Annotated in this window: 20 protein-coding genes; 7 read left to right on the forward strand and 13 right to left on the reverse strand. The window is 62.8% G+C overall.

Features of this window, described 5'->3' with window-relative positions; genetic code table 11:
* Positions 1 to 21: 21 nt before the first annotated feature.
* The 7 genes from ACZYR5_RS09805 to cbiE form a co-directional block, all read right to left on the reverse strand.
* Positions 22 to 477 (reverse strand): DUF2946 domain-containing protein, encoded by a 456-nt coding sequence (locus tag ACZYR5_RS09805; protein ID WP_489089437.1) that lies wholly within the window; start codon positions 475 to 477, stop codon positions 22 to 24.
* 24 nt (positions 478 to 501) lie between these two features.
* Entirely contained in the window at positions 502 to 996 is a 495-nt protein-coding gene (locus ACZYR5_RS09810; RefSeq protein WP_489089438.1) for a copper chaperone PCu(A)C, read from the reverse strand.
* A gap of 46 nt (positions 997 to 1,042) precedes the next feature.
* Positions 1,043 to 1,444 (reverse strand): DUF2946 domain-containing protein, encoded by a 402-nt coding sequence (locus ACZYR5_RS09815; protein WP_489089439.1) that lies wholly within the window; start codon positions 1,442 to 1,444, stop codon positions 1,043 to 1,045.
* 95 nt (positions 1,445 to 1,539) lie between these two features.
* Positions 1,540 to 1,830 (reverse strand): addiction module antidote protein, encoded by a 291-nt coding sequence (locus ACZYR5_RS09820; RefSeq protein WP_489089440.1) that lies wholly within the window; start codon positions 1,828 to 1,830, stop codon positions 1,540 to 1,542.
* 114 nt (positions 1,831 to 1,944) lie between these two features.
* The gene (locus tag ACZYR5_RS09825) at positions 1,945 to 2,667 is read right to left on the reverse strand and encodes a cobalt-precorrin-6A reductase (RefSeq protein WP_489089441.1); all 723 of its coding nucleotides are present in this window, start codon (positions 2,665 to 2,667) and stop codon (positions 1,945 to 1,947) included.
* Positions 2,664 to 3,761 carry a cobalt-precorrin-5B (C(1))-methyltransferase gene (locus tag ACZYR5_RS09830; protein ID WP_489089442.1) on the reverse strand — a complete coding sequence of 366 codons (1,098 nt, stop codon included), beginning with the start codon at positions 3,759 to 3,761 and terminating at the stop codon, positions 2,664 to 2,666. The genes ACZYR5_RS09825 and ACZYR5_RS09830 overlap by 4 nt, the downstream gene beginning before the upstream one ends.
* A complete protein-coding gene (gene cbiE, locus ACZYR5_RS09835; protein ID WP_489089443.1) occupies positions 3,754 to 4,965 on the reverse strand; it encodes a precorrin-6y C5,15-methyltransferase (decarboxylating) subunit CbiE in 1,212 nt (403 codons plus the stop codon). The genes ACZYR5_RS09830 and cbiE overlap by 8 nt, the downstream gene beginning before the upstream one ends.
* Before the next feature lie 118 nt (positions 4,966 to 5,083).
* Between cbiE and cobG the strand changes: the two genes are divergently transcribed.
* From cobG to cobJ, 4 genes are read left to right on the forward strand one after another with little or no spacing between them, the layout of a single operon-like run.
* Complete coding sequence (gene cobG / locus ACZYR5_RS09840; RefSeq protein ID WP_489089444.1) at positions 5,084 to 6,406, forward strand: precorrin-3B synthase; 1,323 nt, start codon at positions 5,084 to 5,086, stop codon at positions 6,404 to 6,406.
* On the forward strand, positions 6,399 to 7,025 hold the full coding sequence (locus ACZYR5_RS09845; protein ID WP_489089445.1) for a precorrin-8X methylmutase: 627 nt from the start codon (positions 6,399 to 6,401) through the stop codon (positions 7,023 to 7,025). The genes cobG and ACZYR5_RS09845 overlap by 8 nt, the downstream gene beginning before the upstream one ends.
* Positions 7,025 to 7,756 (forward strand): precorrin-2 C(20)-methyltransferase, encoded by a 732-nt coding sequence (locus ACZYR5_RS09850; RefSeq protein ID WP_489089533.1) that lies wholly within the window; start codon positions 7,025 to 7,027, stop codon positions 7,754 to 7,756. Before ACZYR5_RS09845 ends, ACZYR5_RS09850 begins: the two co-directional genes overlap by 1 nt.
* Positions 7,756 to 9,453, forward strand: coding sequence for a precorrin-3B C(17)-methyltransferase (cobJ, locus tag ACZYR5_RS09855; RefSeq protein ID WP_489089446.1), 1,698 nt, complete (start codon positions 7,756 to 7,758; stop codon positions 9,451 to 9,453). Before ACZYR5_RS09850 ends, cobJ begins: the two co-directional genes overlap by 1 nt.
* A gap of 75 nt (positions 9,454 to 9,528) precedes the next feature.
* Here cobJ and ACZYR5_RS09860 read toward each other — a convergent pair whose 3' ends face one another.
* The gene (locus ACZYR5_RS09860) at positions 9,529 to 10,125 is read right to left on the reverse strand and encodes a MarC family protein (RefSeq protein ID WP_027617608.1); all 597 of its coding nucleotides are present in this window, start codon (positions 10,123 to 10,125) and stop codon (positions 9,529 to 9,531) included.
* 213 nt (positions 10,126 to 10,338) lie between these two features.
* On the opposite strand from ACZYR5_RS09860, the gene ACZYR5_RS09865 reads away from it, so the two are divergent.
* The 3 genes from ACZYR5_RS09865 to ACZYR5_RS09875 are packed head-to-tail and all read left to right on the forward strand — an operon-like array spanning position 10,339 to position 12,502.
* Positions 10,339 to 11,118, forward strand: coding sequence for a hypothetical protein (locus ACZYR5_RS09865; protein WP_489089447.1), 780 nt, complete (start codon positions 10,339 to 10,341; stop codon positions 11,116 to 11,118).
* Between the two features lie 53 nt (positions 11,119 to 11,171).
* A complete protein-coding gene (locus tag ACZYR5_RS09870) occupies positions 11,172 to 11,867 on the forward strand; it encodes a hypothetical protein (RefSeq protein WP_489089448.1) in 696 nt (231 codons plus the stop codon).
* A complete protein-coding gene (locus ACZYR5_RS09875; protein ID WP_489089449.1) occupies positions 11,864 to 12,502 on the forward strand; it encodes a hypothetical protein in 639 nt (212 codons plus the stop codon). The genes ACZYR5_RS09870 and ACZYR5_RS09875 overlap by 4 nt, the downstream gene beginning before the upstream one ends.
* 24 nt (positions 12,503 to 12,526) lie before the next feature.
* Here the strand turns inward: ACZYR5_RS09875 and ACZYR5_RS09880 are convergent, their stop codons facing one another.
* From ACZYR5_RS09880 to dusB, 5 genes are all read right to left on the reverse strand, one after another.
* Positions 12,527 to 15,304, reverse strand: a complete 2,778-nt coding sequence (locus tag ACZYR5_RS09880) for a hybrid sensor histidine kinase/response regulator (RefSeq protein WP_489089450.1) — start codon at positions 15,302 to 15,304, stop codon at positions 12,527 to 12,529.
* A gap of 99 nt (positions 15,305 to 15,403) precedes the next feature.
* Positions 15,404 to 16,699 (reverse strand): phosphoribosylamine--glycine ligase, encoded by a 1,296-nt coding sequence (gene purD / locus ACZYR5_RS09885; protein ID WP_489089451.1) that lies wholly within the window; start codon positions 16,697 to 16,699, stop codon positions 15,404 to 15,406.
* Between the two features lie 188 nt (positions 16,700 to 16,887).
* On the reverse strand, positions 16,888 to 18,495 hold the full coding sequence (purH, locus tag ACZYR5_RS09890) for a bifunctional phosphoribosylaminoimidazolecarboxamide formyltransferase/IMP cyclohydrolase (RefSeq protein ID WP_489089452.1): 1,608 nt from the start codon (positions 18,493 to 18,495) through the stop codon (positions 16,888 to 16,890).
* An 82-nt stretch (positions 18,496 to 18,577) separates the two neighbouring features.
* The gene (gene fis / locus ACZYR5_RS09895) at positions 18,578 to 18,898 is read right to left on the reverse strand and encodes a DNA-binding transcriptional regulator Fis (RefSeq protein WP_008368706.1); all 321 of its coding nucleotides are present in this window, start codon (positions 18,896 to 18,898) and stop codon (positions 18,578 to 18,580) included.
* Entirely contained in the window at positions 18,895 to 19,905 is a 1,011-nt protein-coding gene (gene dusB, locus ACZYR5_RS09900; RefSeq protein WP_489089453.1) for a tRNA dihydrouridine synthase DusB, read from the reverse strand. Before dusB ends, fis begins: the two co-directional genes overlap by 4 nt.
* Positions 19,906 to 19,968: the final 63 nt, after the last annotated feature.

Consider the following 19,968-nt stretch of genomic DNA (forward strand, 5'->3'; position numbering starts at 1 on the left):
TGTCAGTGGTGGTGTGGGTGTCTACGTGACGATGGGCGGGGCGCGGGTGCGAGCGCCGGGGAATACCGTTTGCCGGGCATGGCCCTGGCGCGGCGAGAGGCTGAGGAAGGCGTGGACCAGCGGCGTGTCGAAGAGCGCCAGCGCCTGGCTGCCCGGCAGGGCGGGGCAATTGAAGAGCAGGCTGCAGTAGCCGCACTTTTCCCAGATGGCGTGGTGTTCAGCTTGCGGCGGGCAGTGTTCGGCAGCGGCTTGGGTGTCGTGTCCGGCATGGGCATCGGACGGCATGTCCATGTCCGCGTGCATGTCCATCGACATGCTCATGGACATCGGCGCGCGCTGATCCATCGGCATCGACTGAGAAATCAGCGGACCGATAAAGATCATCAGCATGGCGAACAGGCTGACCCAACTACCGCGCGCGACCGTCATCGAGGTCTGGCGTGGCGGGGTGCGCCGGTGGCCGGGTGAGCGCCGCATGTTCACGGACAGTTCAGCCTGTGGTTACTGAGCGTGCGGGTGGGCGTCGTTGCCGGCGGGCGGTTGCTTTTGCACCGCAACCTCTACGGTCACATCGCCTGAATGCTTGAAGTGTAGTGTCAGCGGGAAGCGCTTGCCATCCGTCAGCAGGCTGCGATCTTTGAGCTCCAGGAGCATCACGTGGTAGGCCATGGGGGCGAAGGTAACGCTGCCCTCGGCAGGGATTTGCACGCTTTGGACCTGCTGCATTTTCATCAGGTCCTTGGTCATCACGTGTTCGTGCAACTGGGCCAGGCCGGCAATCGGCGAGCTGACGCTTTCCAGTTGATCGGCGCTTTTACCGTTGTTGTGAATGACGAAATACGCCGCCACGGTGGGGGCATTGGGCGGCAGTTCTTGCGACCACGGGTGGGCGATCTCGAGTTCGCCGAGTTTGTACTCGTGGGCATTGGCAAAACAGGCAGGCAGCAGCAGGGCGGCGAGCAGCAGGGCTTGCTTCACCAGGGATGGTTTCAACATGGCAGTTCTCCTGAACGATTAAAACGCAGTGTGGGTGCGAATCGAATCAGGCGATGGGCGAGGCGCGGGGGTTGAGGCTGGGCCATTGCTGGCGGGGCGTCGGTGAATCGAGGGTCGGTGCCGGCAGGCTTCGGTTGGATTCGAAGTGGGCAAAGTACAGCTGCGGTGAATGGCCGGGCAACGCCACCAGCGGTGCGGAGCCGGAGCAGCACCAGCAGTGCTGCATGTTGGAGTGCTGCTCGCTCGACGGTGCTTTCTGCTCGAGGTTGCCGAGGGAAATCGCGACCATCCGCGTACCCGTGGACGAGCAGAAACTGCCCCACAACAATTGCTCGGTCGGTGACTGACTGCTGGCCTTGGCCATCGCTCCGGACATCGGCATGGCGAGCATGTTGAACAGCACTGCGAAGCAGGCGATCCAGGCAATTGCTAGCCGTTGTCGGGACATGGTCACATCCGGTTATGGGGTCATCAGGCGGCGTATTTAGCCTGATCGGGGGGGATAAGTAAAAAACCGTCGTGCGGTGTGGTGTCGCAGCACCCTTACACGGCGGTCGCGTGAAGCTTGAGGCCCAGGGCCTTCATGACCTTGATGATAGTCGCAAATTCCGGATTGCCATTACTGCCCAGCGCTTTGTACAGGCTTTCACGACCCAGGCCGGTGTCGCGGGCAATCTGCGTCATGCCCTTGGCGCGTGCGATGTCGTTGAGTGCCGCGCGGATCAAGGCGCCGTCGCCGGCGTCCTCTTCAAAACAGGCCACAAGATAAGCGGCAATCTGCTCTGGCGTGTTGAGCAGTTCGGCGACGTCGAAGCGGGAAAATCGATTGACCATGGCTCTACAGGGCACTGTTTTTCAGGGCGGTGGACTGTAGATCAAGCGGGGCGAATCTTGCCATGGGATGCGCACTCCAAGGCCTGTGGAAAAATTCCGCATTTTGACCTGCCGTCAGCGCTGATCTGCCAGCGCCTCCAACACCTCACCCACGCTGGCAAACGCCCGATCGACCTCCGGCAATACCGGACGCTTGAGAATCAGCACCGGCACCCCGCGTTCTCGGGCCACCTCCAGTTTGGGCTCGGTGGCGCTGCTGCCACTGTTCTTGCTGATCAGCACATCGATATCGCGACGCTCGAACAGGGTGCGTTCGTCTTCCAAATGGAACGGCCCGCGGGCACCTATGACTTCGCAGCGCGGGTTGCCGGGGTAAACCTCCAGCGCGCGCAGGGTCCAGAACTGCCCGGCAGGAATTTCATCGAGGTGCTGCAACGGCTCGCGACCGAGGGTGAACAGCGGGCGCTTGAACGGCTGCAAGGCCTCGGTCAGCTCGGCCCAGTCAGCGACTTCGCGCCAGTCATCTCCGGCCTCGGCTTGCCACGCCGGGCGGCGCAGCGCCCAGCATGGGATGCCACTGTGTTGCGCGGCGGTGACCGCGTTCTGGCTGATTTGCGCCGCATAGGGATGGGTGGCGTCGAGCAGCAGGTCGATGCCCTGGTCCTGAATAAACTGGGCCAGGCCTTGGGCGCCGCCATAGCCGCCAACCCGCACCTGACACTTCAGGTCGGTGGGGACTCGTCCCACGCCGGCCAGGCTGTAGATATGCGGCGCCTCCAGTGTGCGGGCAATGGCCAGGGCCTCGGTGACGCCGCCGAGCACTAGCAGGCGCTTCATTGCAGGGCTCCGGCGTGACCGACAATTCCACCCTGGCGGTCGATGGCAAACACCTCGACCTGAACCTGGGCGGGCACCACGCTGCGGGCGAAATCCAGGGCGTGTTGGCACACTGCATCACCGAGGGCGATCCCGGCGGCGCTGGCCATGGCCAGGGCCTGCTGACTGGTATTGGCCTCGCGAATCCCTTGCGCCAGGCCCTCTTCGGCCCCGCACTCCAGCGCCCATTGCGCCAGTTGCGGCAGGTCGATGCTTGAATGTCGGCTGTGCAAATCCATGTGCCCGGCGGCGAGCTTGCTGATCTTGCCGAAACCGCCGCACAGGCTGAGTTTATCCACAGGCACTTTGCGCAGATGCTTGAGTACCGCGCCGACAAAGTCGCCCATTTCGATCAGGGCGATTTCCGGCAGGTTGTAGACCCTGCGCATGGTGTCCTCGCTGGCATTGCCGGTGCACGCGGCGATATGCAGGTACCCGTTGGTCTTGGCGACGTCGATGCCCTGGTGGATCGAAGCGATGTAGGCCGCGCAGGAAAATGGCCGGACAATGCCGCTGGTGCCGAGGATCGACAGCCCGCCGAGAATGCCCAGGCGTGGGTTCATGGTTTTCAACGCCAGGGCCTCGCCATCGCGAACGTTCACCGTGACCTCGAAACCGCCGTGGTAGCCAAGCTCCAGGGCCAGCGCCGACAGGTGATCGCTGATCATCTTGCGTGGAACCGGGTTGATCGCCGGTTCGCCCACCGCCAGCACCAGCCCCGGACGGGTCACGGTGCCGACACCGGTGCCGGCCACGAAACGAATGCCGGGCCCGGCCAGCAGGCGAACCTGGCTGAAGAGCAGGGCGCCGTGGGTCACGTCCGGATCGTCCCCGGCATCCTTGAGCGTGCCGGCTTCGGCGCCCGTGGGCGTCAAGCGGCAGAACTCCAGGCGCATCGTCACCTGCTTGCCCTTGGGCAGCGTGATCTGCACCGCATCACTGCTCACGCCGCCGAGCAGCAGGCGCGCCGCGGCAAGGCTGGTGGCGGTGGCGCAGCTGCCGGTGGTCAGGCCGCTGCGCAGGGGCGCGGGTTGTTCGGCGGTTTCGTCACGCATCGAGGGGTTTGACCAGATCGAGCAGGGTGATCGGCAGCGCCTGGCGCCAGGTGTCGAACTCGCCCAGAGGCTGCGCCTGGGCGATATGAATCCGTGTCAGCTCACCGCCATGGCGCTCGCGCCAGGCCATCAGGGTCATTTCGCTTTGCAGGGTGACGGCATTGGCAACCAGGCGGCCGCCGGGCTTGAGTTGCTCCCAGCAGGTTTGCAGCACGCCATCGCGGGTCACGCCGCCGCCGATGAAAATCGCGTCCGGCCGCTCGAGCCCGGCCAACGCTGCAGGCGCGCTGCCGCGAATCAGTTGCAGGCCGGGCACGCCGAGGGTGTCGCGGTTGCGTTCGATCAGCGCTTGGCGGCCGGCATCGGCTTCGATGGCCAGGGCGCGGCAACTGGGGTGGGCGCGCATCCACTCGATTCCGATCGAACCGGAACCGGCGCCGACATCCCACAGCAGCTCGCCGGGCGTCGGCGCCAGGCGGGCCAGGGTCACGGCGCGCACATCGCGCTTGGTCAGTTGGCCGTCATGGGCGAATGCCGAGTCCGGCAGCCCGGCCAGGCGCGACAGGCGCGGTGTGCCAGGGTCGGCGAGGCACTCGATGGCGATCAGGTTCAAGTTGGCCAGCGTTGAGTTTGTCCAATCGCTGGCGATGCCGTCGATACGTCGCTCGGTTTCACCGCCCAGATGCTCCAGCACCGTCATGCGGCTCGGGCCGAAACCGCGCTCGCGCAACAGCGTCGCCACCGCTGCCGGGCTGTGCCTATCGTTGCTCAGGACCAGCAGGCGCACGCCGCAATAGAGTTGTGCATTGATTGCCGCCACAGGCCGGGCCACCAGCGATACCGTGACCGTGTCCTGCAGCGGCCAGCCCATGCGTGCCGCCGCCAGGGCGCAGGATGAAGGGGCGGGGAGGACCAGCATTTCGTCGCCGGGGATCTGCCGCGCCAGGCTGGCACCGACGCCAAAAAACATCGGGTCACCGCTGGCCAGCACACAGACCGGCTCGCCGCGCTGCGCCAACAGCGGCTCCAGGGAGAACGGGCTGGGCCAGAGCTGGCGTTCACCGCGAATGCACACCGGCAATAGATCGAGTTGGCGCTGGCCGCCAACGATCCGCGTGGCACCCAGCAGCGCGCGGCGGGCGAGCTTGCCCAGCCCCTTGAAGCCGTCTTCACCGATGCCTACGACTGTCAGCCAGGGGGTCATCTATATTCCTCGAACAGGCAGGTTCCGACAGGCAGGCTTTTCATGCTGTCGGACAAAGCAGGCATAATACCGCGCCTTCGCCTGCGAAGCGCTTCTACCTCACAGCCGGTCGCCCCCTTTGAACGAGCCTCAGCAGCACACCACCTTACGCCCCTCGGCCTGCCCGGGGTTGCTGCGTATCGTCCAGGCACTGGATGGCGGGATCTGCCGGATCAAGCTCAGCGGCGGAGCGATCACGGCGGCCCAGGCAATCGCGGTGGCCGAGGCTGCCGAGCGGTTTGCCGGCGGGGTGATCGAGGCGACCAACCGCGGCAACCTGCAGATTCGCGGGATTGGCGGCGAATCCCGAGGCTTGATCGACCGCCTGCTGGCGGCGGGCCTGGGCCCACGCTCGGCGGCCGGTGACGATGTGCGCAACCTGATGCTCAGCCCGACGGCGGGGATTGATCCGCACAGCGTGCTCGACACCCGGCCGATGGCGGCGCTCATTCTCGCCAGCCTGGAAGACAACCCGCTGTTTCACGACCTGTCGGCCAAGTTCGCCGTGCAATTGGATGGCGGCGAGGCGCTGGCGATGCTTGAGCATCCCCATGACCTCTGGTTGAGTGCTGTCGAGCGTGGGGGGGAAGGCTGGCTGGCATTCGGCCTGGCGGGTTGCCCGACGGATACTCCGCTGGCTGCCGTGCGCGTCGAAGACGGCCATGCCCTGGTGATCGCGGTACTGGAGCTGTTCCTTGAGCGCGCGCGACCGGAGCAGACCCGCATGCGCCATGTGCTGGCGGAGTGTTGCGCAGCGTCGTTGCTGCAGTCTTTAGCCGAGCGCGTCGCGTTGCATCCCATCGATCAATGGCAGCGTGCGCCGGCCGAGGCCCATCGGCACATCGGTACGCATGCGCAACGCGAGGCAGGCCGAGTGCATGTCGGCGCCGTGCCGCCGCTGGGGCGCTTGAATCCGTCAATGCTCAAGGGCGCCGCGCGCCTGAGCGAGACCTTCGGTGATGCCAGCCTGCGCCTGACCCCGTGGCAAAGCCTGCTGCTGCCGAACATCCGCGCTCAGGATGCGCCGCTGCTCAGCCAACAACTGCAAGATCTTGGATTTGTCCTCGATGCCGCGCAACCTCTGGCTCATTTGTTGGCCTGCACCGGTTCGGCGGGCTGTGCCAAGGGCCTGGCCGACACCAAGCACGACGCCATGCAGTTGGCCGCGCTGCTGCAACGCCCCGGCACCGAGCGGCACGTGCACCTGTCCGGTTGCCCGCGTTCCTGCGCCTCGGCGCACACGGCGCCCGTCACCTTGCTGGCAGTGGGCGCCGGTCATTACGACCTCTATTTTCGCGATGCACGGCAGCCGGGTTTTGGCGCCCTGCACGCACGCAACCTTACTATCGACGCGGTCGGCGCCTTGCTCGACGCCCGCTCACGGAGCCCCCTTGATGCTTGATTACATCCGCGACGGTCAGGAGATCTATCGCAACTCCTTCGCGATCATTCGCGCCGAGGCGAACCTGGACCGGATCCCGGCCGACCTGGAAAAGCTCGCGGTGCGGGTGATCCACGCCTGCGGCATGGTCGAGGCCATCGACGGCCTGCAGTTTTCCGAAGGCGCAGGCAAGGCCGGGCGCGAGGCGCTGGCCGCCGGTGCGCCGATCCTGTGCGATGCGCGCATGGTCAGCGAAGGCGTGACCCGCGCGCGCCTGCCGGCCAACAACCCGGTGATCTGCACCCTGCGTGACGACAGCGTGCCGGAACTGGCCCGGGAGCTGGGCAACACCCGCTCCGCGGCGGCGCTTGAGCTGTGGCGTCCGCACCTGGAGGGCAGCGTGGTGGTGATCGGCAATGCCCCGACCGCGTTGTTCTACCTGCTGGAAATGCTCGATGCCGGCGCGCCTAAACCGGCGTTGATCCTCGGCTTCCCGGTGGGCTTTGTCGGTGCCGCCGAATCCAAGGCCATGCTCGCGGCGGACAGCCGGGGCGTGCCATTCGTGATCATGCAAGGTCGGCTGGGCGGCAGCGCCATGGCCGCCGCAGCGGTCAATGCCCTCGCCACGGAGATTGAATGATGCAGCAACCCGGACGTTTGATCGGCCTTGGCGTGGGCCCCGGTGATCCCGAACTGATTACCGTCAAGGCCCTGCGCCTGCTGCGCGAGTCGCCGGTGGTGGCGTATTTCGTGGCCAAGGGCAAGAAGGGCAACGCTTTCGGCATCATCGAGGCTCATCTGCAGGATGCGCAGAACCTGCTGCCGTTGGTATATCCGGTGACCACCGAGACGCTGGCGCCGCCGCTGTCGTACGAGCAAGTGATCAGCGATTTCTACGATGGCGCCGCCGAGCAATTGGCTGCTCATCTGGATGCCGGGCGTGACGTGGCGGTGATCTGCGAGGGGGACCCGTTCTTCTACGGCTCCTACATGTACCTGCACGATCGCCTGGCGCAACGCTACGAAGCGCAGGTAGTGCCCGGTGTCTGCTCGATGCTCGGCGGCGCGTCGGTATTGGGGGCGCCGTTGGTGTATCGCAATCAGAGCTTGTCGGTGCTGTCCGGTGTACTGCCGCATGAGGAGCTCAAGCGGCGCCTGGCCGATGCCGATGCGGCGGTAATCATGAAGCTGGGGCGCAACCTGCCAAAAGTTCGCGAGGTGCTGGTGGAGCTGGGCCTGGCCGAACGTGCGTTGTATGTCGAACGCGCGACCATGGCCAACCAGAAGATTGTGCCGCTGGATCAGGTCGAGCCGATGTCGTCGCCGTACTTCTCGTTGATCATCGTTCCCGGTGAAAGGTGGCAAGGCTGATGACTGATTCCACGCCGGCGATTGTCATCCTTGGCCAGGGCAGCCTGGCCACCGCGCGCCGCATCCAGCAGGTCTATCCTGCTGCGCAGATCCACGGCCTCGCGGGTCGGGTTGAGGGTGCCGACTGCACCTACCTCGAATTCGGCAACACCTTGCGCGAGCTGTACCAGCACGACACGCCGATTGTTGCGCTCTGCGCGGCAGGCATCGTCATCCGCACCCTGGCCCCGCTGTTGCTGGAAAAGGGCGCCGAACCGCCGGTACTGGCAGTGGCCGAAGACGGCAGCGCGGTGGTACCGCTGCTCGGCGGCCTGGGTGGGGTGAATGATATGGCGCGAGAGATTGCCGCCGCCCTTGAAGTCGCGCCAGCCATTACCACCAGTGGCGAGTTGCGCTTTGGCACTTGCCTGCTCAATCCGCCTGCCGGTTATGCCCTGGCTGATCTGGAGCAGGGCAAGCGTTTCGTTTCCGACCTGCTGGCCGGGCACAGCGTGCGCATCGAAGGCGCCGCGCCCTGGCTGGATCAGGCGCAATTGCTTGAGGATCCGCAGGCGCAGCATTCGATTCACATCGGCAGCGCCGAGCGTGTAGCGAACCGGCATGAATTGCTGATCTACCCGCGCAGCGTGGCGGTGGCGGTGAGCGCGGGTGCCGCGTCCGAGCAGATCCGCGCTGCATTGCATCAGGCAAACGTGGCCGTGCAGGCAGTGGCTTGTCTGGTCGCGTCCGAGGACGAAATGGCCAATCCGGCCCTGCGCGAAGCAGCATCGGCGTGCGGTGTGCCGCTGCGGTTTGTCGCAGCAGCAGACAGCACTGGTGCATTGGCCCGGAGCGCCGTGCCAGGGGCGCAGATCATCGAATCGACTGAGGCTGTTGCCATCGCGATCGCTCCACAGCCATTGCAGGTCAACCAGATCGGTCGTGCCCGCGGTCGCCTGGCCGTCATTGGCCTCGGCCCCGGCGCGTCCGAGCTGATGGTGCCGGCGGTGAAGGCCGAGCTGGCACGGGCCACCGACGTCCTGGGCTATGAAACCTACGTGCGCATGGCCGGCCCGTTCCGTGCCGATCAGGTGCAGCATTGCACCGATAACCGCGAAGAAATGCAGCGTGCCCGCCATGCTTTCGAGCTGGCGGCGCAGGGACGTTCGGTGATCGTGGTGTCGTCCGGTGACCCGGGCGTGTTCGCCATGGCGGCGGCCGTGCTCGAGGCGTTGCACGAGTCCAGTGAGCCGAGCTGGCACCGTGTCGAGCTGGAAATCCTGCCCGGCGTCTCGGCCTCGCTGGCGACCGCTGCGCAAGCCGGTGCGCCACTGGGCCATGACTTCTGCGTGATGTCGCTGTCGGACAACCTCAAGCCCTGGTCGATCATCGAAAAACGCCTGGACCTGGCCGCCGAGGCCGACCTGGCGCTGGCGTTCTACAACCCGATCTCGCGCTCGCGCCCCTGGCAGTTGGGGCGCGCCCTGGAAATCGTCGCGCAACACCGCAACGCGGCGACGCCGGTGGTGCTGGGACGTGACATCGGACGTCCGGGACAGACGCTGCGCACCACCACCCTGGGCGCACTGACCCCGGACCAGGTGGACATGCGCACCATGGTCCTGATCGGCTCGTCGACAACCTGCGTGTTCCCTCGTGCCGAGGGCGGGGACTGGGTGTACACGCCGCGCTGGTACGGTGAAAAACCGCGTTCCTGAGCGCTTGGGTTGCTTGAAGGAATCAGGCCAGCGATAACCCTGTCGCTGGCCTTTTTTGTGCTTGATCCACGCGGCTCAGGGGACCAGATAGCCCCTGACCCCGGTAAAGATAATCTGCGCCGCCAGCGCGCAGACGAACAAGCCCATCAGGCGGCTGACAATCTGCAAGCCCTGGTCGCCGAGAATGCGTTCGATGCGGTTGGACAGATAGAGCACCACGCCGACCGTGAAACTGGCCAGGGCGATGCTGAGGATCGCGGTGAGCTTGTCATCCCAGTGCGGTTGTCCAACGCCCATCACCAGCAGGGCGCCGATGGTGCCAGGGCCGACCGTCAGCGGAATGGTCAGCGGCACGATGGTCACGTCCTGCTGCACGTTGTCGGTCTGCACCGCTGATTTACCCTGGGCCATGCCCAACGCCGAGATGAACAGCACGCTGCCGGCGCCGATGCGAAAGGCGTCTACGGTGATGCCGAACACATTGAAAATCACCCGCCCGAACAGATACAGCAGGACACTGGAAACCAGGGTCGCCAGGGCCACCTTCCAGGCCAGGCGTCGACGTTCCTTGTTGGAGTAGCCACGGGTCAGGCTGATGAAACAGGACAGGACGAAGAACGGGCTGTAGAGCACCAGCATCTTCAGGTAAACGCTGAACAACACGTGAAGCATGGCTGAAACCTGTCGCTGGAGAGTTGAGGGCGAGTCTAGCAGCCGATCTGTAGTTTGTGGGTGATTGTGCAGAAAAACTTGACTCGGTAGTTGTTGTTCGTGGCGGATAGCAAGTTACACTTTTCGATTGTGGTTGTTTGGCTTGTTTCTATATTGTGGCTTTGGCAAGTTCATGGAGAACTTGTTTTTATATTCTTATAAGGATTGTGATGTATGAACGAGTATGTAAGTGATGCTTATGTTTCTTCTTGCCTGAAAGCCTTGGATTCATACCATGCTGCAGGCCCCGCTATTCGTGGTTTCATGTCCCCGGAGGCGGATATCGAGGCCCCTGCGAAAGCCGCGATTATTGGCGAGGCAATTCTTTCGTTCAGTGGCAACCTCAGCAGCGAAAACAGGACGGATGCGCAGAATGCGTTCTTCCATGCGACGCTGATTGCCACCCGAGATCACCCGGGAGAAGATCAAGGCCAAGCGTGGTATTCAAAATTCTGCGAGGTAATGCGTAATACGGGTTGGCCGTCTATTTCCACCTTTTACAGCAACATGAATATTGAAGGCACCAGTGTCCGCATGGACAAGCTGGTACTGAAGATCCTGGGCTCTGCGATTACTGCGGCTGCGCTGCCAGGACCAACGACTACCCTCATGTTGAAGGTCGCAGGCGACGCAGTGGCTGCGCTCAGCGCGCGTGATACAGCGCTGACACTCTACGAGCGGAACCTGCTGGAGCATGGTGTGGGAGGCATGGCTGTCGGTGCCTGCAGCGAGGTCAATGGTGAGGCCAAAATGTCGATTGGGGTGGTGCGTTTCAAGCGCCAGAACAGGTCGGACAAGGTCTTGTTCGTGGATGTCGATGTTCGTAATGTAAAACTTTATCGTGGTGAATCGGTATTCTCCAAGAACGATGTAGTCGCCAGGGCCACTCGATCGAAAGTTGAAGAGTACATAACAACCAATGCGCTGAATAAAATTGCGGAGTATCAGATATAAGTGGCGTCGGGGAGCACTTGACGGTGCTCCCACTTTGAATAAGGAGACTTGGTATGGAAGCGAATTACTCCATTTTTGTACTTGGGCGTGCTGTTCTGGTATTGCCCGAAAAAAGCCAGGCAACAACGTACGCTGATCTGATTAACTCGGTACTGTTGGCGCAGTTGGTTGCCAACAGGAAAGTCGAGGACGATGCCGAGGCCAACTGGTACGACTGCTATGTCAGTGTGCTTGATGATTTCTGGGTGAGGCAGTCAAAAGTACGATACGACCTGCAGATCAGCGATCACGGCAGCCATTCTTTTTTCGAGTGGATCACCCAGGTGGTGATCGACAGGGCGCCGGAGGGTAGCCAATACCTGACGCCGGCATTGCAGCAGATTTCCAGCACCCGGGGCGCTGAAACCACCGCCAGTGCCAGGAGCAATCACGCGGCAGTGGCATCAACGGCTCAATCGCTGAATGGGGCAGGTGTGCTGGTCATCGTGGCGCAATCACCCACTTCGTTTACCAGTGTGTTTGCCGAGTTCACGACCCGGCAGCAGACCGAATTCAATCCATGGCAGCGTTTCCAGACAGAGCGGGTAAATGGTGCTGTCGGTCTTCGTTTTGCCCAGGCCAACCTGTCAGAGTTTCTTTACCGACCGGCACGCCGCGCAATCGCGGTGAAGGTCAAAGACAAACTGAATGCAAACCTGCGGCCGTTGGACGCACCGCTAAATGACGGTTCAGGGGAGATGACGTCATGACCCATTTCGATTCGCAGGCGGCCGTGGTGGGCGCGAGTGTCGTTGCATTTGCCGGGGACTTGACCGCGGCCCACCGGGAAGACATCTACATGATCACCGCCTACGCGCAACAGGCCACCCGTGCGGCGGTCAATGACGGACTCTCGGGAAGTTGGTTTGACTACTACCGAAAGCAGCTGCAGTTTCTCGGCTGGGATGTGCCAAAACCTCAGCGGTTATCGCCTCTGGCCGATGATGCGTTGGGCAGCCAGGGCGCCCGGCAGATCGAGCTGAATCTGGGTGAGCGCTATGCCAGCCCCATGCGCAGTGCCTTGGGTGCGATGGAGCGTGATGCGCAGGCGATCGCGTTGTTCGACGATATAGCCTACACCGCAGAGGCTGGTGTCTTTCAGATGATTCCCTGTGTCATGGACGGCCCGAACAAGGTCGTACTGGGGCTCTACCACCGAGAGTTTCGAGTGAGTCGCAGGGGCTCAGGTTTTCTGTTTGGAAAAGGCGCCGCCCAAGTGCACGACAGCACCGAGCAGATCGCCTCGGTTACCCTCAATTTGCTGCACTATGGCGATTATCGCGAGAGGGTGAAAAAGTCGGTGCTGAGTCATTCCCTGAAGTACATCAACAGCCTGCATCTCTAGTGCCTCAATTGCCCCGCCGATACTTCAGGAGGTCGATGCGCTGCGGTTGAGCTGATCGCGCTGGGCCACCCAATATTCGATCAGCTCACGCAATTGCGACAGTTCCACCGGCTTGGCCATATGACCGTCCATTCCCGCCTGGCGCGCGCGTTCCTTGTGTTCGGCGAGGATGTGCGCGGTCAGGGCCACCACCGGGGTGCGGCTGCGTTGATTGCCGACTTCCCAGGCGCGCAGCTGCTGGGTGGCGGAGAAGCCGTCGAGGATCGGCATTTCGCAATCCATCAAGACCAGGTCATAGCGCTGCGCTTTCATCGCCTTCAGCGCTTCTTCGCCGTTGCTGGCGGTGTCCGGCTGCAGGTTGAGCTTGCCGAGCATGCCGCGGATCACCTTGGTCGAGATGCTGTTGTCCTCGGCCACCAGGATGCGGAAATCGCTGGGTACGCTGACTTCCACTGGCGCCTTGCCGGGTGAGGGCGGCGCGAGCGCCGGGCCCTTGTTGCGTTGGGTCAGTTCGTCCGCGAGGGTGGTCTTGAGGGTGTAGCCGGCCACGGGTTTGGCGAGGATGCGCTTGATCCCGGCGTTACGCGCGATGATCTTGCTCGGCGCGTTGCTGATGCCGGTGAGCATGATCAGCAGGATGTCGTGGTTCAGGCTCGGGTCTTCCTTGATCTTGGCGGCCAGTTGCATGCCGGTCATGCCGGGCATGTTCTGGTCGAGCAGGACCACGTCGAAGTAGTCACGCAGGTGCGCCTTGGTCCGCAGCAGGGCCAGCGCCTCTTTGCCGGACGGCACGGCACTGACGTTCAGGCCCCAGGCCGTGCATTGCTGGACCAGCACTTTGCGGCAGGTATCGTTGTCATCCACCACCAATACCCGTGCGCCTTGCAGCGGTCCGTCGAGGTCGGAGGTCGGGTGCTCGAGGCGATCCGGGTCCAGCGGCAAGGTCAGCCACAGGGTACTGCCCTGGGTACTGCCGCACTTGATGCCAAATTCCCCGTGCATCATCAGCACCAGTCGCCGCGCGATCACCAGCCCCAGATTGCCGCCCAGGCGGGTGGCCGCGAGGAAGTTCTTGCTGTGCAACTCGGCGTGCATCAGCAGTTCGCGTTCCTCGGCGTCCATCGGCTGCCCGCTGTCCTGCACGGCGATGCGCAGGCGAGGCGTGGTGCTGCGCTCATCGAGGGCGACGACGATCAGAATTTCGCCTTCCTCGGTGTTTTTCATGGCGTTTTCCAGCAGGCTCAGCAGCGTCTGGCGCAGACGCGTCGGGTCGCCGCTGATCACTCGCGGCACTTGCGGCTGGATGAAGCTGATGAGCTCGACGTTCTGTTGTTCGGCCTTCGCCCGGAAGATGCTCAGGCAGTCTTCGACCAGCGCATTGAGGTCGAACTGCACATCGTCCAGTTCGATTTGCCCGGATTCGAGCTTCGAGATATCGAGGATTTCGTTGATCAGCGTGAGCAGTTCGTTGCCGGCGCTGTGGATGGTCTGCACGTAGTCACGCTGCTTGACCGACAGCGGCGTGCCCAGCAGCAGCTCGGTCATGCCCAGCACGCCATTCATCGGGGTGCGGATTTCGTGGCTGATTTTCGCCAGGAACTCGGCCTTGGCATTGATTTCGGCATTGCTGGCGGCCAGGTCGCGGCTGATGCTGAAACGACTCAACATGATGCTGCGCTGGCGTTCGCTCAGCGACACGCCCATCAGCAGACCGCTGAGGCAAATCAGCACGAGCAAGGTGGTGATCAGGCCCTGGGGGGCAACCAGGGTCAGGCCGAGCAGGGCTGGAAGAATGATCAGCGTGCCCGCGTTGAATACCAGCATCGCCAGCACGAAAAAACGTGCCGGGCGATAGCCTTGTTGCCAGTGGAAAGCGCTGACGAACAACATGCTCAAGCCGGCCAGGGCGACCAGGGCGTAGGTCATCAGGTTCAGCGGCAGGGTGTCGACGAACAGCATCAGCAGGCTGCACAGGACAATCAATACAATGTCGGCCAGCAGCAGCTTGTTCAGCGGGTGTGGGCCGCGCGGCGTGAAGAAGCGATAAGTGAACATCAGGCCGCAGGGGGCCGTCAGCAGCAGCGCCAGGTAGGCCGCGGGGGAGCGCAGCGTACCCCAATCGGGCAGCCACGGGCCGGCCAGGTTCAACAATTGCAACATCCCCAGCACCAACAGCGCTTCGCACGCCGCCAGCCACAGGCAGGTTTGCGAGCGGGTGTAGGCGTAGCGGGTGAAGTTGTGCAGGATCAGCATCGCGATACAGCCGAACAGCAGGCCGTAGATCAGCGTCTGGGTCTGGTTGGCGGCGGTCATCACCGCCGACTGCAGGGTGATGTAGGGCCGCAACTGATGTTCGGACACCAGGCGCAGGTAGACATCCAGCGGTTCCTGGCTCTGTGGCAGCGGGACCATGAAGTCGGTGCTGGGCAGCGGACGGGTGCTCAGCGGCTGGTCACTGCCGCTGTGGGTCTGCTCAACCAGTGTTTCACCTTCCAGCACATAGAGGTCAAGCTGCGCCAGGTCGGGGGCGAAGACGCGCAGCAGTTGTTCGTGTTTGCCGGGATTGAGTCGAAAGCGCAGCCACAGTGCGCCACCGGAGTCGGCAGCGGTGATCCGGTCGAGTTCAATCGGGCTGAATTGGTTGGTGTAGCGGGGCGAGCGAATGTCGCTCAACTGCAGGGTGCCTTGATCGTCGAGCAATACCGCCCAGCCACTGCCTTGCGCACCAGCCTGGGCCGGGAGCATGCAGAGCAGGGTCAGCAGAGTGACGCAAAAGCCTATGGCGTTCCTGAGCCGGCGCACGGCGAAATCCCTTCGTAGATTGATGCCAGATTACAACTATGCGCAGGCCGCGAACAGGACGGCAAGGACCGTGGGTCCTTGCCTGGCCGAATGGCTGGTTTATTCCTGACTTTCGCCACGCTCGCGGGCAATGGCACGGTAGCCAATGTCCTTGCGATAGAAGCAGCCTTCCCAGTCGATCGCCGCCGCCAGCTTGTAGGCTTGCTGCTGGGCCGCGCCGACGCTAGCGCCCATGGCAGTGGCACAGAGCACGCGACCACCGGCAGTGACGACGTCGCCGTCCTTGAGCGCAGTACCGGCGTGGAACACCTTGCCTTCCAGCGCGGCGGCGGCATCCAGGCCTTTAATGGTCGCGCCCTTGGCGTAATCGCCCGGGTAGCCGCCGGCAGCCAGCACGATGCCAACGCTCGGGCGTGGATCCCATTGCGCTTCGACCTTGTCCAGGGCCTGGGCCAGTGCGGCTTCGACCAGCAACACCAGGCTCGACTGCAGGCGCAGCATCACCGGTTGGGTTTCTGGATCGCCGAAGCGGCAGTTGAACTCGATGACTTTCGGGTTGCCGGCCTTGTCGATCATCAGCCCGGCATACAGGAAGCCGGTGTAGACATTGCCTTCCTCGGCCATGCCGTTGACGGTCGGCCAGATCACCAGGTCCATGACGCGCTGGTGAACTTCGGCGGTGACCACGGGCGCAGGGGAGTAGGCACCCATGCCGCCGGTGTTCGGACCGGTGTCGGCATCGCCAACACGCTTGTGATCCTGACTGGTGGCCATCGGCAGGACGTTCTTGCCGTCGACCATGACGATGAAGCTGGCTTCTTCGCCGTCGAGGAATTCTTCGATGACCACGCGCGAACCGGCGTCGCCAAAGGCATTGCCGGCGAGCATGTCACGCACGGCGTCTTCGGCTTCAGCCAGGGTCATGGCGACGATCACGCCTTTGCCGGCGGCCAGGCCATCGGCCTTGATCACGATCGGTGCGCCTTTTTCACGCAGATAAGCCAGGGCCGGCTCGATCTCGGTGAAGTTCTGGTAGTCGGCGGTCGGAATCTTGTGGCGTGCCAGGAAGTCCTTGGTGAAAGCCTTCGAACCTTCCAGCTGGGCAGCGCCGGCGGTTGGACCGAAGCAGTCCAGGCCGCGGGAGCGGAACAGGTCGACCACGCCGGCAACCAGCGGGACTTCCGGGCCGACGATGGTCAGGGAAACGTTTTTCTCGGCAAAGTCGGCCAGTTGCTCAAGGGCCAGCACGTCGATCGCGACGTTTTCGCACTTGGCTTCGATGGCGGTACCGGCGTTGCCCGGGGCCACGAAAACTTTCTCTACACGCGGATCCTGAGCCACTTTCCAGGCCAGGGCGTGTTCACGGCCACCGCTGCCAATGATCAAAACATTCATTTCAAAAACCTCGGATGACGCTGATTCTGTTCGGAACCTACAGCGCTTCACGCTGTAGGAGGTCGCAATGAAGCCGGTAGATGCAAGGCGGAGTCGGCCTCGATGAGCGGAGTTGCCTTTTGGCAATGAGCATCATCGAGGCCGGCTCCAACGCAGCAGATGCCGGGTTCAGTGCGGCCGCTGTCTGATTAGTGGCGGAAGTGGCGCATGCCGGTGAATACCATCGCGATGCCGGCTTCATCAGCCGCAGCAATCACTTCGGCATCACGCATCGAGCCGCCTGGCTGGATCACCGCAGTCACACCGGCCTTGGCCGCATTGTCCAGGCCATCACGGAACGGGAAGAATGCGTCGGAGGCCATTACCGAGCCCGCCACCTGCAGGCCAGCATGCTCGGCTTTGATTGCAGCAATACGTGCCGAGTTGACGCGGCTCATCTGGCCAGCGCCGACGCCGATGGTCTGGCGGTTCTTGGCGTAGACAATGGCGTTGGATTTAACGTACTTGGCCACTTTCCAGGCGAAGATCAGGTCGTTGATCTCTTGCTCGGTTGGCGCGCGCTTGGTCACCACTTTCAGGTCGTCGGCGCCGATCATGCCGATGTCGCGGCTCTGCACCAGCAGGCCACCGTTGACGCGCTTGTAGTCCCAGGCCGCAGCGCGGTCAGCCGACCACTCGCCGCAGGCCAGCAGGCGTACGTTGGCCTTGGCGGCAACGATGGCGCGGGCTTCTTCGCTGACGCTTGGGGCGATGATCACTTCGACGAACTGACGCTCGACGATGGCCTTGGCGGTTTCAGCGTCCAGCTCACGGTTGAAGGCGATGATGCCGCCGAATGCCGATTCGGTGTCGGTGGCGTAGGCCAGGTCGTAGGCCTTGCGGATGCCGCCTTCGGCGTCCGGGCTGACGGCCACGCCGCACGGGTTGGCGTGCTTGACGATCACGCAGGCCGGCTTGACGAAGCTCTTCACGCATTCCAGCGCGGCGTCGGTGTCGGCCACGTTGTTGTACGACAGTTCCTTGCCTTGCAGTTGGGTCGCGGTGGCGATCCCGACTTCGGCCGGCTTGGCCTCCACGTAGAACGCCGCGCTCTGGTGCGGGTTCTCGCCGTAGCGCATTTCCTGGGCCTTGATGAACTGGCTGTTGAAGGTGCGCGGGAATTCGCTGCGGCCGGAAGTCGACAGGACGTCGGCAGCCTGGTTCACGGTGCCCATGTAGTTGGCGATCATGCCGTCGTAGGCGGCAGTGTGCTCGAACGCCTTGAGCATCAGGTCGAAACGCTGGGCGTAGGTCAGGCCACCGGCCTTGAGGTTTTCCAGGACGTTGGCGTAGTCGCTGGCATTCACCACGATGGCCACGTCTTTATGGTTTTTCGCCGCCGAACGGACCATGGTCGGGCCGCCAATGTCGATGTTCTCGATGGCGGTCGGCAGGTCGCAGCCTGGCTTGTTGATGGTGGCTTCGAACGGGTACAGGTTGACCGCGACCAGGTCGATCGGCTTGATGCCGTGCTCGCTCATGATGGCGTCGTCGATACCGCGACGACCGAGGATCCCGCCGTGGATTTTCGGGTGCAGGGTCTTCACCCGACCGTCCATCATTTCAGCAAAACCGGTGTAATCCGCGACTTCCACAGCGGCAACACCGTTGTCCTGCAACAGCTTGAACGTCCCGCCGGTGGAGAGGATCTCAACGCCTAGGGCTTCGAGTTCCTTGGCAAATTCGAGGATCCCGGTCTTGTCGGAAACGCTGATCAAGGCGCGGCGAATCGGCAGGCGGGTGGTCTGGTCGGTCATTTCAATTTCCATTAAAGCAAGGGAAGTCAGCAAAAAAGGCGACCGGTTTTTACGCGGGCGCCTTTCTGGTTTGATTGAATGCTTACAGCAAATCGTACTGTTTGAGTTTCTTGCGCAGCGTGCCGCGGTTCAGTCCGAGCATCTCGCTGGCCTTGGTCTGGTTACCCTTGACGTAGTTCATCACGCTTTCGAGCAGGGGAGCCTCGACTTCGGAGAGCACCAGGTTGTACACATCCGTGACGGCAGCGCCCTCAAGGTGGGCGAAATAATTGTGCAGCGCCTTCTCGACACTCCCGCGAAGGGTCTGGCCTTCTTCGCTGGGGGTATTGAGGTGCTGTTTCAAATTCACGTTGTCGCTCACGGGTGTTGTTCCACTCACTAAAGTCTCGGTCATCATCGTCATGCGGCCACCCCTTTTCCGTCCCCTGTCAGGCTCTTATAACGTTCGGCAAAAAACTCCCGGACGTTGGCGCATTGTGTTTCCGTACCATCCAAACGATTGAAGTGGGCGCGAAACTCCCTGGCGCCCGGCAGGGTTGCGAGATACCAGCCGACATGCTTGCGTGCAATACGTACGCCCATGACATCACCATAGAAGGCATGGAGTGCGGCCAGATGCTCAAGCAGAATACGTTCCACTTCGATCAGTTCCGGCGCCGGCAGGTGTTCGCCGGTGCGCAGGAAGTGCTCGATCTCACGAAAAATCCATGGCCGCCCCTGGGCAGCCCGGCCGATTAACAGGCCGTCGGCACCGGTGGCATCCAGCACATGCCGGGCCTTCTCGGGCGAGTCGATGTCGCCATTGGCAAAGACCGGAATCGACACCGCCTGCTTGATCGCGGCAATGGTGTCGTACTCGGCTTCACCGGTGTACAGGTCGGCACGGGTGCGGCCATGCACCGCCAGCGCCGTGATCCCCGACTGTTCGGCAATCTTCGCCACCGTCAGGCCGTTCTTGTTCGCCCGGTCCCAGCCGGTGCGAATCTTCAGGGTCACCGGCACATCCACCGCAGCCACTACGGCCTGCAGGATCTCGGTGACCAGCGCTTCATCTTTCAGCAACGCGGAGCCGGCGGCCTTGTTGCAGACCTTTTTCGCCGGACAGCCCATGTTGATATCAATAATCTGTGCGCCCAGTTCGACGTTGGCCCGGGCCGCATCCGCCAGCATCTGCGCATCACCGCCGGCGATCTGCACCGAGCGCGGCTCGGGATCACCTTCGTGGACCATGCGCAGACGCGATTTGCGGGTGTTCCACAAACTCATGTCGCTGGTGACCATTTCCGAGACAACCAACCCTGCACCCAGGCGTTTGCACAACTGACGAAAGGGCTGGTCGGTGACCCCCGCCATCGGGGCGAGAATCAAGCCGTTGTGCAATGTGTATGGGCCGATGCGTACCGCCGACATAGGACTTCCCTGTTGTGGGGTCGGATCATGAGAGTTCGAAAAAGGGTTGGCATGATACCCGCT

The sequence above is a fragment of the Pseudomonas sp. F007 genome (assembly GCF_057814275.1).